The sequence below is a fragment of the Hymenobacter elongatus genome (genome assembly GCF_004745955.1).
Lineage (GTDB): Bacteria > Bacteroidota > Bacteroidia > Cytophagales > Hymenobacteraceae > Hymenobacter > Hymenobacter elongatus.
Genome location: NZ_SRLD01000034.1, coordinates 42734 through 57766 on the forward strand (window position 1 = coordinate 42734; position 15033 = coordinate 57766).

At 58.9% G+C, this 15033-nt stretch carries 13 protein-coding genes; 4 read left to right on the forward strand and 9 right to left on the reverse strand.

Annotated features, from left to right (window positions below):
* Window positions 1-20 precede the first annotated feature (20 nt).
* The 9 genes from E5J99_RS15825 to E5J99_RS15865 form a co-directional block, all read right to left on the reverse strand.
* Window positions 21-1169, reverse strand: a complete 1149-nt coding sequence (locus tag E5J99_RS15825; RefSeq protein ID WP_135498786.1) for an efflux RND transporter periplasmic adaptor subunit — start codon at window positions 1167-1169, stop codon at window positions 21-23.
* Window positions 1153-1761 (reverse strand): hypothetical protein, encoded by a 609-nt coding sequence (locus E5J99_RS15830; protein WP_135498787.1) that lies wholly within the window; start codon window positions 1759-1761, stop codon window positions 1153-1155. The genes E5J99_RS15825 and E5J99_RS15830 overlap by 17 nt, the downstream gene beginning before the upstream one ends.
* Window positions 1758-3008: a TolC family protein gene (locus tag E5J99_RS15835; protein ID WP_135498788.1), complete on the reverse strand. Its 1251-nt coding sequence runs from the start codon at window positions 3006-3008 to the stop codon at window positions 1758-1760. Before E5J99_RS15835 ends, E5J99_RS15830 begins: the two co-directional genes overlap by 4 nt.
* 125 nt (window positions 3009-3133) lie before the next feature.
* A complete protein-coding gene (locus E5J99_RS15840) occupies window positions 3134-3682 on the reverse strand; it encodes a heavy metal-binding domain-containing protein (RefSeq protein ID WP_135498789.1) in 549 nt (182 codons plus the stop codon).
* Between the two features lie 48 nt (window positions 3683-3730).
* On the reverse strand, window positions 3731-4456 hold the full coding sequence (locus E5J99_RS15845; protein ID WP_135498790.1) for a DUF305 domain-containing protein: 726 nt from the start codon (window positions 4454-4456) through the stop codon (window positions 3731-3733).
* Between the two features lie 42 nt (window positions 4457-4498).
* On the reverse strand, window positions 4499-5635 hold the full coding sequence (locus E5J99_RS15850; protein WP_135498791.1) for a heavy metal-binding domain-containing protein: 1137 nt from the start codon (window positions 5633-5635) through the stop codon (window positions 4499-4501).
* 30 nt (window positions 5636-5665) lie between these two features.
* Complete coding sequence (locus E5J99_RS15855) at window positions 5666-6139, reverse strand: hypothetical protein (RefSeq protein WP_135498792.1); 474 nt, start codon at window positions 6137-6139, stop codon at window positions 5666-5668.
* 259 nt (window positions 6140-6398) lie between these two features.
* On the reverse strand, window positions 6399-6767 hold the full coding sequence (locus tag E5J99_RS15860; protein WP_135498793.1) for a hypothetical protein: 369 nt from the start codon (window positions 6765-6767) through the stop codon (window positions 6399-6401).
* 50 nt (window positions 6768-6817) lie between these two features.
* The gene (locus tag E5J99_RS15865) at window positions 6818-8674 is read right to left on the reverse strand and encodes an LTA synthase family protein (RefSeq protein ID WP_135498794.1); all 1857 of its coding nucleotides are present in this window, start codon (window positions 8672-8674) and stop codon (window positions 6818-6820) included.
* Between the two features lie 279 nt (window positions 8675-8953).
* Between E5J99_RS15865 and E5J99_RS15870 the strand changes: the two genes are divergently transcribed.
* From E5J99_RS15870 to E5J99_RS15885, 4 genes are all read left to right on the forward strand, one after another.
* Window positions 8954-11143 (forward strand): glutamine synthetase III family protein, encoded by a 2190-nt coding sequence (locus tag E5J99_RS15870; RefSeq protein ID WP_135498795.1) that lies wholly within the window; start codon window positions 8954-8956, stop codon window positions 11141-11143.
* 1049 nt (window positions 11144-12192) lie between these two features.
* On the forward strand, window positions 12193-12867 hold the full coding sequence (locus E5J99_RS15875) for a hypothetical protein (protein ID WP_135498796.1): 675 nt from the start codon (window positions 12193-12195) through the stop codon (window positions 12865-12867).
* Window positions 12868-13276: 409 nt separating this feature from the next.
* Complete coding sequence (locus E5J99_RS15880) at window positions 13277-13780, forward strand: hypothetical protein (RefSeq protein WP_135498797.1); 504 nt, start codon at window positions 13277-13279, stop codon at window positions 13778-13780.
* 477 nt (window positions 13781-14257) lie between these two features.
* Complete coding sequence (locus tag E5J99_RS15885) at window positions 14258-14878, forward strand: hypothetical protein (protein WP_210114461.1); 621 nt, start codon at window positions 14258-14260, stop codon at window positions 14876-14878.
* Window positions 14879-15033 lie beyond the last annotated feature (155 nt).

The window sequence follows — 15033 nt, forward strand, 5'->3', positions numbered from 1 at the left end:
AGGAGGGGTGTTTGTCGGTCTTACTGGTTCAGATAGATGGACTTAAGCTGGTAAGTGCCCACCGTCACCACCCGGTCGTTTTCGTTCACGTCGCCGCCGAGCAGCACCGTTTGCTGGCCGTTGGCCGGGCCGGGCTGCACGTAGCGGATTTTGAACTGCTCCGGCTCGCCGTGCACGAATACGACCGGCTTACCGCTCAGGTCGGTGATGGCGGAGGTGGGCACCACGAGCTGCTGTTGGCCGCCGGTGCTTTGGCCCACCACCTGCACGTTCACGGCTTGGCCGGCGCGGAACTGCGAATTGCCTGCGGCATCCAGCTCCAGGATAAGCTGGCGGGCCTGATTCACGGGGTTCACAACGTTAGAAAATACTACCAAACGGGCCGGTGCACCACCCGCTTGGCCCTGTAGGCCTTCCACCCGAAATTGCGCGCTGGGTGTTATTTTGCCCAAATCCTGGGCAAATACTTCTGCCGTTACCCGCAGCTTACCGGGGTTGATGACGCGAAACAGCTCGTCGCCCTGGCTTACCTGCTGGCCCACGGCCAGGCTGAATACATCCACCGTGCCGCTGATGGGGGAGGTGATGGATACGCGCCGCTGGCTGGCCTGACCGTTCTGAATACCCGCGTTCTGCCGCGCCTGGCGCAGGCGCAATTCGGCGGCTACCACATCTTTGCGGGCAGCAATGTCGGCAATGGTTTGCAGGCGGGCGTAGTCCTGCTGGGCCGCGCGCAGCTCGGCCTGGGCGTTGGCCCGTTCGGTGCTGAGGCCAATTTGCTGCGTGGCGTCGAGCGTTTGCTCCACCACGGCCAGCGTCTGACCAGCCCGCACGGTTTGGCCCACCTGCGCCGCTAAACTGACGACGCGCCCGGTTTGGGGCACTACCACCCGGCCCTCACCGCCTGCCGCCGCTGATACCGTGGCGTACAGCGTGAGACGAGTGTAGGTATTGGAGTAGGCCACCAAAGCCGTACGTACCCCAAAAAGGTACTGACTCTCCTTGGGTAGACTGATTTCGTCGGTGAGGGCCACCCCGGCGCTGGGCTTGGCTCCGTCGCCGTGGTCTTCGCCGCCGTGGGCCAGTAGTGGGGCCGGCGGGGGCAGCAGCGTGGCCAGCAGTAAGCCGGCCACAGCCGTGGCAGCCAGGTATTTATGCTTGGTTTTCATACACAGCAGAGGTAGGAGTGAGGGGAGCAGCCGCGCGGCGGCGCATGAGGAGCGCCGTGAGGGCAATGCCCGCCAAGAAGGCCCCGGCCAGCAGCAGCAGGTTTTTCCAGGAGCCAAAAAAGGAAGGCGTGGCGGCCACCGGAGCGGCGGCCACGGGTAGTTTTTTGCCCACGGCTATGCCTTCCAGCAATAGCAAGTCAGCTCGTTCACCCGCCACGATATTGGCTGTGAAGCTGTAGGTTTTATTGGCCGGAAACTCGCCTTCCACCAAGTAAATCCCTGGTTCGTGCTCCGTCACGGTCCATTTCAGGGCAGCATCTTCCGGGTTAGTCAGCGTGAGCTTCGCGCCTTTGACGGGGGCGTTGGTGGCATAATCGGACAGGAACAGGCGCAGGTCGGCGGGCTTGCCACCCGTGAGCGGCTCGTAGCGCAACAGCACCTCAAACTGCTCCGACAGCGCCGCCACCGAGAAGGAGGTGGCCCCGGCGGCCGTGCCGGCTTTGGCCGCGTCGCCGTGGTCTTCGCCGCCGTGGGCAGCCGCCGTTCCCGTTCCCAACAGGCCCAGCAGCAGGATTAATAGTAGGTTTCTCATGGTTCTTGGCCCCGCAGGTAATTGAGTTCAACAATGGCTTGCCGGTAGTCGCGGATGGTAGCCAGGTAGGCGTTTTGAATGGTGAAGGCTTGGTTCAGGCTTTGAATCAGGACGAGGTAGCTGATTTCGCCGGCCCGAAACAGCCTCTGCGACTGGCTGATGATGGCGGCGGCCTGCGCCAGTCCGGCCTGCTCGTAGTAGCTCAGCGAGGTCGAGAACTTGCGCGTATCGGCCAGCGCCTGCTGGTACTGGCTGCCCAGGTCGAGGCGCTGTACCTGTAGCTGGGCCTGGGCGGCGGTGCTGCGGGCCGTGGCTGCCTGTAGCTGGGCGCGGTAGGTCCAGAAATAAATTGGCACCGACACGCCGAACTGAAACCGGTATTTGATGGCCGAGTTGTCATAGGCCTGGTTCTGGTAGCCCACGGTGAGGGCCGGCGTGCGGCGCGCCCGCACCAGACTAATACCCGATTGGCTCAGGGCCAGGTTTTGGGCCGCATAGGCCAGCGCGGGGCTGGCAGCCACGGCGGCACTGTCGGATGTGGGCAGCGTGCTCAGCAGCTCCGTGCCGGTTTGGGCCAGCGCGGGGCCGGTTTGGCGCAGATCCGCTTCTGAAGCCAGCTCCGTGCCGGCCGGTAAGCCCAGCAGTAGCCCCAGCCGCCGTTGCGCCGCACTCAAGTCCACGCGGGACTGCTCCAGCTGGTTGAGCACCTGCCGGGCTTCGGCGGCCGTGCTGATGCGTTGCAGCGAAGTCACTTCACCGGCCGCAAAAAGCCGCTCGGTCGCCTTTTGTAGGGTCTGAAACAAACTATCCTGGTACGTAAGCTGGCGTAGCTGGGCCTCGGCAAACTGCAGGTTCAGGTACGTCAGGCGCACATCGCGGCGCACGGTGGCGCGGTTCACGTCCAGGCCCCGCTCAGCCAAACCGATGCCGGCCTGGGCCGCCTGGGCCTGTCGCCGATACACCGTCGGAAAGTCGATGGTCTGGACTACGCCGGGTGCCCACTGCTCCCCGGTAGGAGCCGAAAACAGAAAATCGGGGTTGGCCGGCGAGAAGCTGCCGCGCTTCAGGGCCCGCTGCTCGGCTATTTCCGCCGCCGACTGCCGCAGCCGTGGGTGCCGCCGTAGCGCCTGGTTCTCGGCGCTGTCCAGCGGCACTACCAGGCGTTGGGCCCACGTTGGCCCGGCACTGGCCAGCACCAGCAGCAAGGCTAGGGCCGAAAGCGTGGTTTTAATTCGGATATCGTTCATTCTAAAGCAATTTGACTGCTCCACGGACGGCCAGCGTGGCTAGTTGCTGGGCTGGCCGTCCGTGCCTGGCAGCAGGAAGGACTTGGCCCGGCTCCACTTCAGCCGGGGCCGGACCAAGCATCAGATTAGGGCTTTTTTACCAAGGCCATACCGCACTTAGGGCAGCTGCCGGGCTGGTTGCTGGCGCTTCCTTCGCAATTCATGGGACAAGCATAGCTCATGGTTTTGGCCTGGGCCGCTTTGGCCGCGTCCAGCTTTTCAAACCGCGCGCTCAACGATTTGCCGGTGGCATTGAAGCTCACAATGGCGGTGCGTACGGTCATGCCGGCGGGCACCTTGGCAGTGAAGTGGTCAGCTACGGGCGTAAGGGCCAAGCGGCTGGTTTTGCCGGTTGTGGTGAGCAGCGTGATGGTACCCGTGGTGCCTTGGGTGGCTACCGTGGCTTCCTTGCCATCCAGCAGGTACACATGCACTTCGTCGGCGTGCTGCACTAGCTCAATGTGAAACTTGCCGGCGGTGCGTACCGTGCCGCCGTGGGGCGCGCGGTGGCCGTGGGTTTCGCCGGCCGCTTTGTGGCCGTGAGCCGCCACACCGGGTTTGTGGCTGTGTTGGGCCGAGGTAGCAAAAGGAGCGGTCAGCAAAGCCGCGGCAAGCAAAATCTGGGAGAATTTCATGGGAGAGAGGTTAGTGAAGTGAGATAGTCTCATGCGCGGGGTATTGGGCTACATTTTGTCGCCGTTCTTGTTGTGCCATTCCTTAAAGGCGGCAATTTCTTTTTCCTGGGCGGCCACCATCATCTGGGCCATGGCCTTGAGCTTGGTGTCTTTGCCGTGAGCCAGCTCCGCTTTAGCCATGTCCACGGCACTCTGGTGGTGCACGGTCATCAGCATGTTGAAGTTCATGTCCGGGTTAGCTACCGGCTTGGGCATGTTCTGCATCATGCCGTCCATCGACAGCTTCATTTTGCTGGTGAACGGGTCGGCGGGGTCCATCGGCTTGTAGTTGGTCGGGGCGCTGTCGAGGCGGGTGGCGGCAGCTTCCAGCTCGCTGATTTCTTTCTGCTGGTCGGCCTTGATTTGCTCGGCCATCCGGCGCATGGTGGCGTCTTTACCATCGCGCAGTTGGATGTCAGCCATTGCCATGGCACCCTGATGGTGCGCCAGCATCATGTGGGCAAAGTCGTGGTCGGTATTGCCCTTCATCTTCATGCCGTCCATCTTGCCCATCATGTCGTTCATCGACGCCATCAGGGGGGAGGCCCCGGCTCCATCGGTCATCTGGGAGTGGTCCATGCCAGCCATGTCGCCGCTCATGGCCGACGAGTCCGCCATGGTGCCGGTAGCAGCCGTGTCGGTAGTCGTGGTTTCGGTGGTTTTGGTGCTGTCACAGCTGGCGAGCAGCAAGGTGCCCGAGCAGAGGGCGGCGAGTAAAAAAGCGGATTTTTTCATGGGTGCTGGAGTAGAGGGTAGGAGAAAAGAATGGAAATGGGGTTAGGCTTTCACGTTAATCGTGAAGTTGCCGGTATGAATCTGACCGGCGTGGTTGAACTGCAGAAACACGCGGTACAGGCCAGGCTTTTCGAAGTTGGTGTTGAAGCCGATGGTTGGGCCTTTGTCGGCCTGGTCGTTGGGGTGCACGTGCAGGTAGCTCTCCGTGTCTTCGCTGATAACCACCACGTGGCCCAGCGCCCCGAGGTAATTATCCAGATTGGTTACCGGCTGTCCGCCCTTGCTGATGGTGATTTTCATGCCCAGCAGCTGACCCACGGTCAGGGCTTTGTCGAAGGCAAGCGTGGCCTGGTAGCCATCCTGCTCCCACTGCATGTCGTCGTTCTTGAACTTTACCGGCGCATACGCCGGGCCCTGTACCGTGAGGGGCTGGCGGCCCAGCTGGTGGCCCGAGCCCGTGGGTGTGTAGTCCTGAAACAGCACGTAGTCGCCACCTTTCGGGAAGGTGTATTTCACCTTGTAGTCGCCCTGAGCCGTGTATTCGGGGTGCTCGTGGTAGAACTGTGACAGGTCTTTGCTGACGATAATCAGGTGGATTTTCTTCTCGTGCACCACGGCCAGCGGCACCGGCGCGGCGGCGTTAGCGGCCTCCTGGGGCGTGAAAGCCAGCGTAGCAGGCTGCCCGGCCGTAAGCTGCGCGGGCTGCGCCTCGAACTTCATCTGGTACGTTTTACCATTGGCCACCTTATCGTTGTGCTCCAGATTCATGCCGCACTTGGGGCATTTTTCGCCCTCTTTGGTGCTGGTCACTTCCGGGTGCATGGGGCAGGCGTAGGTGTGGCCGCCGCCGTGGTCGGCAGTGCCAGCGGCGGGGCCGTCGGTAGGAGTGGTTACGGTATCAGTGGGGCTGCTGGAAGCCGAATCGGAGGAACAGCCGGCGGCCGTGAGCAAGCTGATGCAGGCTAGTAAGGAAACAGAAATGCGGTACATGAGAGGAAAAATGATGGTGCAAAACGACTGGTTTTCCTTGGCATCCCGAAACGGTGGGATGACGACCGTCGCCAGCTGTTGAAGCCAGGCGCGGAACAGTACAAAACCAGGAAGCAAGGGGAAATCAGGGGCGGCAATGGCCAGCGGACACACAAACGAAAAAGCCCGCCCCGGACATAGCAAAGCCATGCCGGCGCGAGCCGTAGCGCGTCAGGAGATTCAGACCGTGAGGGACTGAATGAAAATACGGATGTCGGGTATCTTGGGCGGCAGGTGCTGCCGGGCCACTAGTACCACCGCGCCGGTCCGGTCCCAGGCCGCGGCGGCGGGCTGAAACGTGAAGCTGGTAGCCGCTGGCAGCAGCGCGGGTGCCAACACCAGCACGCTCTTCTCAACCGGAATGGTCAGCGACGAAAGCAGCGACGCCGATTTGTCCTTGCAGCAGTCGTGCTTGCCCGCAGACTTGTGCGGCTGAGTGGTCTTGCTCTTCTGGGGTTTGGCCGTGGCGGCGGTGTGGCCGTGGCACCCCGGATGGGTCGGCTTGGCTGGGGTCGGCTGGGGAGCTGCCGCCGCGCCTGTGCTTCGGGCCGGGCTGGCCGTCGCGCAGTAGCACTGCCCCACGAACACGTTGACGAAGACGACCAGGAAGGTCGTCGCCAGCAAGCGTCGGAAGAGGAACAGGCTACGGAACATGGACAGGTATAAGCAACCGCAAAAGTAGGAGGCTTTACGATAAGGAAAACGTATTAGCTATTAATCATCTACTAAATAGTAGTAGTAAAGCTTCGCGGCTAAGGCGGGACGCAGCAGGAAATTCGCAGCAAAACCCAACTGGCATCAGCCTAAAACGCATTACGCAGCAATATCCCAAGGTGTTGCCAAGCGAAATTATGCACTGGTAACGCACAATTCTGTGTGCTGCCGAGTGCACCGGGCGTAGTATTGCTACCAGTTATGGAGCCGTGACGGCAGACAGCCGTTGCTGCAGCAGGTGCATTAACCCCGGTAAATCGGTCTGGTTCAGCTCGGCAGCTGATACGAAGAGAGCTGGCTTCTTGCCGGTGGCTTGCCGGAATACGGCCGGCAGATTCGTTGCGGCCAGCTGCGGGTACGTGGCCGAGAAATCATCCCGGTGAAAAAACCGGGCGCGTACCGGCAACGAGTTGAGAAAGGCCTTCCACTCGGGCCGCATCCGGGCTCCGTAGGTCAGGGCGCACAACGAGCACTTGTAGGTAGCCGGGGACACCACCTTGTGGGCCAGGTCCAGCAAGCCATTGACCAGCCCCGTATCGGCGTTATAAACAAAAATGAGCTCCTGCATGAGCTTCTCTACGGGAAGGCCGCCCTAAAAAGTTGCCCGGAGTAGCTGCTTTATTTAGCCAGGAATTCCCCAAACGACACCTGCTCATACGCCTGACCCTGGCGCACCTGGGCAGTGGCAACGGTCGAGTCGCGGGCAATAACGCGGCGCGCTACGTTGTCATACGTCACGGTGCCGGCTGGCGTCACCATGCCAAATCCGTCGGTGAAGCAGTAGAAGGCAAATGGCTGCCGTAAGGGCCGCAGCAAGTCGTGGCTCCAGGTATACGAGGCCGTGGGCAGCCGCAGCTGGGTGAGCAGAGTCGCGGCCACGTCGGTTTGGGAGCCGATGGTGGTGATGACGCGCCCCCGAGCTGCTGGCCGCAGTGCTCCTCCGGCCAGCATCAGCGGAATTCGAAACTTGCGGGGGGTATCATTGGCGTCGTTGCCGGGCAGTGGGTGGCCGTGGTCAGCCACGAGTACCAGCAGCGTATTATCCCACCAGGGCTGCTGCCGGGCCGTGTGCAGAAAGCGCCCCAGGGCCCAGTCTGCATAATACACGGAGTTGCGGAACAGGGCAGTTTCGTCGGTGCCCGGAAACTGGCGCGGAATGGGAATCTCGAACGGCTCGTGGCTGCTCAGGGTGAAAGCCGTGACAAAGAACGGGGCCGGCTGCGTACGCAAGTCCTGCAGTACCCGGTCGAAAAGCACATGGTCCTGGGCTCCCCACTTGGAGTTTTGCTGGCGGAGCGGGAAGTCGGCCCGCTCCGTGAACTGGTCGTAGCCGGCCGCCACGAGGTAGCTTTTCATGTTGGCAAACGACAACTCGCCGCCATAGTAATAATGCGAGCGGTAGCCCACCGCTTCGAGCGAGCGGTTGAGGTGGGGCAGTCCTTCCGTTTTGCGCGGATATTTAATAATGCTGGTGGTGGGCTGGCTGGGGTAGCCGCTCAGCAGCGCCACCAGTCCCTTCTGGCTCCGGTCGCCGGCGGCGTAGATATTCGTGAAAAGAACCCCGGTGCGGGCCAGGCTGTCGAGGTTCGGCGTCACGCCCGGCTCGCCGCCGATGCTGCCCACAAACTTGCCCGTAAAGCTCTCCAGGATAATGAAAAGCACGTTGGGGCGCGCCGTGCGCAGCAGGGGCGCAGCGGCAGTATCGGCGGCTAGGCCGGGAGCGTAGAGCTGCCGCACCGTGCGGGCGGCCACCGAGTCGGGCAGAAACTGGTAGGGGTTGGGGCCCCCATCAGAAAGCAGTAGCCCATTCACCACGTTCCAGGGCAGGTTCAGCGCCGCGTGGTTGGCGAAGGGCACACTGGAGAAATACACGTCGCTCTGATTAATCGGAATCTGCTGCACGCCGCCGCGCAGGGGCACAATCAGCAGCGCCAGATACAGCACGCTGGCCAGCACGGCCCGGCCCCGCCCAAAACCCGGTGGCAGGGTAGGGATAGGTCCCACGATTTTCTGATACAGCCACCAGCCCAAAACCAGCACCCCGGCCAGCATACTCCCCATCACCAGCAGCGGGGCACTCCCGGCCGAAGCCGCCATTTCAGCCGGTGAGTCAAGATATTGCAGCGGGGTGGCATCGAGCCGGAAGCCCCAGGCCCGGTACAGCTCCAGGTCGGCCACAGCAAAAAAAGCCACGACCACACCTAGTACGGCCGTGTAGAACTGCAGCAGGCGGGTGGGAAAGAAGCGGGGCGGTAGCGCGCTGCCGATGACGAGCAGCAGAAATGGCACCAGGCTCAAATAGGCCGTAGCCGAGGCGTCGAGCCGCAGGCCGTAGCCGAACACGCGCGGCAGACTGCCCGCCGGCAGCGCCGCCGCCTTGGGAAAGTGGTACAGCAAAAAAACAGCCTTCGTGCTGACGAAGAATACCAGCCAGAACAGGAAATAGCGCGGCTGGAACGCAAAGCGGTTTCTCACGCCCCAAAGGTAGGGTGAAAGCCCGTGGCGGACGAAACTGCGGGAGGAATTCGTTGTTAATCGAAGGTAGCCCGAATATAGATGAGGGTAGGAGGGCGTTGGTTGGATAAAACGACTAAAATATGAATAATAGCCCTCTGCAATAAGGGGGTGCTAAGTGAAAATACGACTTTTTTGTGAAAACCCCTATCATTTGAAAGGTGGCGCTTGCAAATGATGCGTACATGCCCGTACCTTTGCCTTTGTCAATTCCCAACCATTGCTCCCTGTTTATACTACATGGCAATTCTTCGCTTTAAAGCCCTTGAGCTAGTCGCTCAGCGTAAGCCGGTGGCTGTTGCTACGTCCGACGAGCGCCGTTCCGATAGTTTCGGCAAAAACGTGTTCAACCTGGATGCCATGCGCTCCACCATGCCGGGCGAATACTTCAAGAAGCTGCAAGGAGCCATCAAGCAGGGCGCTCCGGTAGAGCGTTCCGTGGCCGATGCCGTGGCTTCGGCCATGAAAACCTGGGCCATGGCCAAGGGCGCTACCCACTACACGCACTGGTTTCAGCCCCTCACCGGCTCGACGGCCGAAAAGCACGACTCCTTTTTTGACCTGAACTCCGATGGCCGCCCGGTGGAGAACTTCAAAGGGTCGGCGCTGGTGCAGCAGGAGCCCGATGCTTCGTCGTTCCCCAACGGCGGCATCCGCAATACTTTCGAAGCCCGGGGCTACACCGCCTGGGACCCGACTTCGCCCGCGTTCATCATCGAAACGGCCGGGGCCAAAACCCTGTGTATCCCCACGATTTTCGTGGCCTACACCGGCGAAGCCCTCGACTACAAGGCCCCGCTGCTCAAGTCGCTGGCGGCCCTGGAGCAGTCGGCGCTGGATGTGTGCCAGTACTTCGATAAGGACGTGAACCGCGTGTCGACCACGCTGGGTATCGAACAGGAGTACTTTGTGGTCGACAAAGCCTTGTTCGATGCGCGCCCCGACCTGGTGATGACCGGCCGCACCCTGTTTGGCCACGCCCCGGCCAAAGGCCAGCAACTGGAAGACCACTATTTCGGCTCGATTCCCAGCCGCGTCCACGCCTTCATGCTGGACTTCGAGGAAGAGTCGAACCGCCTGGGAATTCCCCTGCGTACCCGCCACAACGAGGTAGCGCCCAACCAGTACGAGTGCGCCCCCACCTTCGAGGATGCCAACCTGGCCGTGGACCACAACCAACTGTTGATGGACATTATGGACCGTGTGGCCGAAAAGCACAACCTGAAGGTGTTGCTGCACGAGAAGCCTTTCGCGGGCGTCAACGGCTCGGGCAAGCACAACAACTGGGCAATGAGCACTGACACGGGCGTCAACCTGCTGGCTCCCGGTCGGCGGCCCAAGGAAAACCTGCAGTTCCTGGCGTTTTTCATCACGACCATTAAGGCCGTGCATCGCTACGGCGACCTGCTGCGGGCCAGCATTGCCTCGGCCAGCAACGACCACCGCCTCGGCGCCAACGAAGCGCCGCCGGCCATCATGTCGGTGTTCGTGGGCTCGCAACTGAACTCGGTGCTCGACGAGCTGGAGCGCACGGCCAAGCTGCCGCTCGACAAAGGCGACAACATCTACCTCAAGCTGGGCATCGATAAGATTCCAGCCATTCTACTCGACAACACCGACCGCAACCGGACCTCGCCCTTCGCCTTCACCGGCAACAAGTTCGAATTCCGGGCCGTGGGCTCGTCGGCCAACTGCTCCTCGTCGATGACGGTGCTCAACACCATCGTGGCCAACCAGCTTATCGAGTTCAAGGACTCCGTCGATGCGCTCATCGAGCAGGGCAAAAAGAAGGAAGTGGCCATCGTGGAGGTGCTGCGCGAGTACGTTATTTCCTCCAAAGACATCCGCTTCGAAGGCAACGGCTACTCCGACGAGTGGAAGGACGAGGCCGAAAAGCGCGGCCTGAGCAACATTCCGACCACGCCCCAGGCCCTGGATGCGCTGGTGCGCGAAGATGCCGCCGACCTGTTTGCCCAGCACAACATCTTCTCGCACGTGGAGCTGCACGCACGCCACGAAATCTTGCTGGAAGACTATATCAAGAAGATTCAGATCGAAAGCCGGGTGATGGGCGACCTGGCTGTCAATCACATCATTCCGACGGCGGTGGCCTACCAGACCAAGCTGATCAGCAACGTGCGCGGCCTGCGCGAAATCGGCCTCGACGACGAACACGCGCAAGTGACGATTGACACGATAAAAGCCATTTCGCGCCACATTTCAACCATTAAGACCCAGGTGGATGAGATGGTGAATGCCCGCAAGGTGGCCAACAAGATTGACGATACCCGGGAGCGTGCCATAGCGTACTGCGACACGGTAAAAATGCATTTCGACCCCATCCGCCGCTCCGTCGATAAGCTGGAGCTGATGGTGGCCGATGAGGACTGGCCTTTGGTAAAGTACCGCGAACTATTGTTCCGGCACTAAGCCCAGGGGTTAGAATCGGGCCGGAGTTGGGTGGGAATTTTCTCCGGTTCCCGATTTCACTAAAAGCCGTTCCGGGTGGGGCGGCTTTTTTTGTTTTGGGGCTTAACGTAGCTTAGTGAAAAGGTCTCTATATAGTGTGGCGGGACTTTTTGTGTGCTGTGTTAAGCTATGGTAGAATATAGATATCATCTGACTGCCCCCAAATTTGCCCCCACTTTCAGTGCATGATTGGAGGCGTACAAAAAGGCTGGTTTCTGTATGCTTCGACAAGCGGACGCTAGATCAAGCACGACAGGAAAAAAGTAAAGTGCTAGTGGCGGCGCTGGCTGATGGCTCGCGTAATAAGTATCAATACTGCAGGCCGACCTCACCGGCAACGTGGTACTGCTGCAATAACTTCTTGGGCAGTACAATCCCCTGGGAATTGCCTACCCGAATCAGGCGCGTGTTCATAGAAGCAAACGTTCGTACAATGTAATTGCATTTCTTAGACGCTGTTGGTTTCATGCGCTGGCAAACAGCACCTTCGGCCTTGGTTAAAAGTTTGGTCCAAAAGTTAAACGACGGGCTGGAAATCAGCTTCCACTTGACAATGAATAAGACTTCTACGTCAAATTAGCGAGGTTTCCCATAGTTTACCGGAGAAGTCGAACTCGCCTTGACAACTGCGCAACTGCTAACACTCCAGCGTGCCGTCATCTATTCAACGTGGGTCGAAGTGTTAGTCGTTGGCCCTGATGTAGGCAGAAGCGATGAGGGTACCGAACAGGTCAACAAGGTGGGGCCATCAGAATGCGTAAGAGGTCCCACTTTCCGGCCCCATTTTTACCTGCATAACGGCCACCTGTTGATTGGGGCCGGCAAGGTGTACCTGTCTGGGCCCAACGCCGCGCAGTGGTGAGCGTGAACCAGGCAGCGCCGGGTGACCGGCAAGCAACGGCTCGTTTAACTTTTGTGCCAAATTTTTAACCAAGGCCAAACTTCCTGCTGTCTGTTCTACACACCTGCGGCACACGTTTTGAACTTCCACCTTCTAAGCGTTTTTCAGTATGAAAACACTCCTTCCTCTCTCACTATTATGTATTGCCTTAGGCAGTGGTAGTCCTGGGCAGGCACAGCAGTTGCGCAGCCCGCAAATGGACGTGTCACATGAGGTCAAGCTACCTCAACTAACCCAACAAGCCAGCCTGATTGTAGAAGGCCGGCCCACTGCTTTTCGCAGTTTTTGGAATCGCGAACACACATCCATTTACACGGCTACCACAATTGAAGTCTACAGAGTTTTTAAAGGAGAAGTTACGGGCTCTAATGTCGAGTTGATTACGTACGGGGGCTGGGTAGGAGAAACCGGTATGAGTTCCACAACCAATGTTAAGTTGGACGAACATACGGTCGGTTTGTTTTTTCTTAAGCCTTCTCAACAACCTAGCGAGGGCAGTACCTTGGCAAGCAATCAGGTTGGTGAACTGGCCTACGGACAGCAAGGCTTTATCCGTTACAGCGGAGACCAAGCAGAGCAGTACGCCGCTTTTTCCAAATTTCGGGTATACCCGGATGTTGAGAAAAGCCTTTACGTGCTCCTGCAACAAGAAACTGGTAAGGTGTACCGCACCAAAAAAGCATTTGATGTCACCCGCTACGACCAAGTGCAAGAACGATTGACTGGCGTGAATGCGGCCACTAAAACGCTCCCTGCGGCCCCGATAGACACAAAAAAAAGTTAAGCGCAAATCCAAACAGCGACCTCGCTAGGCCTCAAGTAGTTGGCATAACCTAGTGGCAGGTATTTGTTCTGCCCCGGAATAATAGGTTGCCTTGGGATATCTTGCTGAACTGAGTACTCTATCTAGCAGATAGGGACAATGGTAGCTAAAGCAAAACAGAATTTTGGGGGCAGTGGGGAAGTGCAACTACTGCCTCCCTTATCTGGATTCTGTCCCTTAACATAATCGGAGTTATAAGCGGGGTCTTGGAATAAGGGCAGCTTTTGCCCTTACTACCCCTATACTAAGATTATGGTACTTTAGCGGGGACTAGGCTTACCTTTAAGCGTTTGACGAAAGGAGGGTTTTGCCTGCCGGCGCATTTAGCACACCTTTGTCCGGTACATTTCTCCCTGTCTGCTTCTACTGGATGCGCCCCTTTGCTATCACGCCACTCACGCACCTGTACGCCCTGCAGCACCTGTTCTATTCGCTCGTGGCGCTGGGATTTCTCTTGGCTGTGACGGGGTCTTATGCGTTGCCGGTGGGCTTTATCTTGTTAGCAATGGCTCCGTACTTCGCTCCTGGGCTTTACGTGCATGGGGAGTATTACCTGCGCAATCGCCACACGAGCGTCGCCGCCTTTGACGACCGGCTGGAACTGACGCATGTGGGAGCAACAGTCGTGCTGCCGTACGTGGAAATAGAGGCAGTCGAGTTACATGCTGCTGGGGGCGTGTACCTGCAAATAGATTGGGAGATTTATGCCTTTCAGTCCTACCACTACCTGAAAATACAGTGTCACGGACAGACTTATTACCTGACCTCATTGTTGGTCAAAAGTCCCTTGGAAAAGGTGTTCCCGCACTTGCTAGCAGCCACTGCTGGACGGTACACCCGTCACAAACGGTTCATGGCGTCGTCTCTCGATTGAGCCAACGTAGCCTAGGCTTCCTTCTGGTTAGTTGACTAACGCAACGATTCGTTCAAGAAAACGGTGGTTCAAATAAGCTAATAAGCCCTTTTACATGCTGTGAACGGTCGTTTCCAGTATGTAAACAGTTTTTTTGACATGCCCACCCCGCCGCCGCGGCTGTTCTGCTGCCCGGCCTGGCGTACGCGCTACTAGCCCACCTGGCGCTGCGCTTCCTGCTCCAGCCGCAGGTTGAGTCCCAGCTCATAAAAAGCGCTTACAAGCCAAGACGAAACTGAACAGGACCTGCCGCAACGGGTAGCAACGGCAACTTCGGACACCGCAAAATGCCTGATGCCTATTCAAAACCCAAAGGCTGACGACAACTACTTATGATTACTTTGAAATACAAAGTTCTTTTGTTTTCTTTGCATCGTCCCGCTCATACTTCCTTGCCTTGGGTATCTGCCGCCAGTGGCGCTCACCAGCCGGGGATACATGCTGCGCTTCGTTCCTGTTTTTTTTACTACTACAAAAAGCACTGCCATGACCATGCAACCCCGAAATATTGCGCGCATTGCGCTTGCTATTGGATTCCTGCTGCTGATACCCCTGGTAGCAATGCAGTTTACCAAGGAAGTAGTCTGGGACTTATTTGACTTTGCTGTGGCGGGCACGCTGCTTTTTGGCACTGGGCTCACCTATGAGGTGGTGGCGAGCAAAGGAGGCAACACTGCCTATCGGGTTGCCGTGGGTGCGGCGGTGGCGGTGGTGCTGTTGCTCGTCTGGACGAATCTGGCCGTGGGGCTCATCGGCAGCGAGAATAACCCGGCCAACCTGATGTATGGCGGGGTGCTTGCCGTCGCAATCAGCGGGGCCCTCGCCGCGCGTTTCCGGCCGCGTGGCATGGCCCGCACATTGCTCGCAACGGCCCTCGCTCAAATCGGTGTCGCCGTGCTTGCGCTGCTTATTGGGCCGCACCAGGTTGCCTCTGAGGAAGCCGGGAATATCGTGGATATCCTGAGCGTGAATGCCTTTTTCGTCGTGCTGTGGATAGGCGCGGCGTTGCTGTTTCGACGGGCAAGCGTCATGGGCCCGGCACCGGAACCGACAATCTGAGTAGCGACTCAGGACGCTAAGCGCGTGATGTCTCGTCCGGCTAGGGCTATACATCACTCAGTTGATGTATGACCGAAACCGAGCGGCCCCCACGCCGGGCCAAAAATGAGAATTATGCTATTGCCTTCCGCCAGGAGGCCGTGCGGTTAGTCGAA

Excerpts from the sequence above, each read along its gene's own strand:
- E5J99_RS15845 (WP_135498790.1), bottom strand. The coding sequence starts at position 4,456 with ATGAAAAAATCCGCTTTTTTACTCGCCGCCCTCTGCTCGGGCACCTTG.
- E5J99_RS15885 (WP_210114461.1), top strand. The coding sequence starts at position 14,258 with ATGCTGCGCTTCGTTCCTGTTTTTTTTACTACTACAAAAAGCACTGCC.
- E5J99_RS15835 (WP_135498788.1), bottom strand. The coding sequence starts at position 3,008 with ATGAACGATATCCGAATTAAAACCACGCTTTCGGCCCTAGCCTTGCTG.
- E5J99_RS15850 (WP_135498791.1), bottom strand. The coding sequence starts at position 5,635 with ATGGCTTTGCTATGTCCGGGGCGGGCTTTTTCGTTTGTGTGTCCGCTG.
- E5J99_RS15870 (WP_135498795.1), top strand. The coding sequence starts at position 8,954 with ATGGCAATTCTTCGCTTTAAAGCCCTTGAGCTAGTCGCTCAGCGTAAG.
- E5J99_RS15825 (WP_135498786.1), bottom strand. The coding sequence starts at position 1,169 with ATGAAAACCAAGCATAAATACCTGGCTGCCACGGCTGTGGCCGGCTTA.
- E5J99_RS15855 (WP_135498792.1), bottom strand. The coding sequence starts at position 6,139 with ATGTTCCGTAGCCTGTTCCTCTTCCGACGCTTGCTGGCGACGACCTTC.
- E5J99_RS15860 (WP_135498793.1), bottom strand. The coding sequence starts at position 6,767 with ATGCAGGAGCTCATTTTTGTTTATAACGCCGATACGGGGCTGGTCAAT.
- E5J99_RS15830 (WP_135498787.1), bottom strand. The coding sequence starts at position 1,761 with ATGAGAAACCTACTATTAATCCTGCTGCTGGGCCTGTTGGGAACGGGA.
- E5J99_RS15840 (WP_135498789.1), bottom strand. The coding sequence starts at position 3,682 with ATGAAATTCTCCCAGATTTTGCTTGCCGCGGCTTTGCTGACCGCTCCT.
- E5J99_RS15880 (WP_135498797.1), top strand. The coding sequence starts at position 13,277 with ATGCGCCCCTTTGCTATCACGCCACTCACGCACCTGTACGCCCTGCAG.
- E5J99_RS15875 (WP_135498796.1), top strand. The coding sequence starts at position 12,193 with ATGAAAACACTCCTTCCTCTCTCACTATTATGTATTGCCTTAGGCAGT.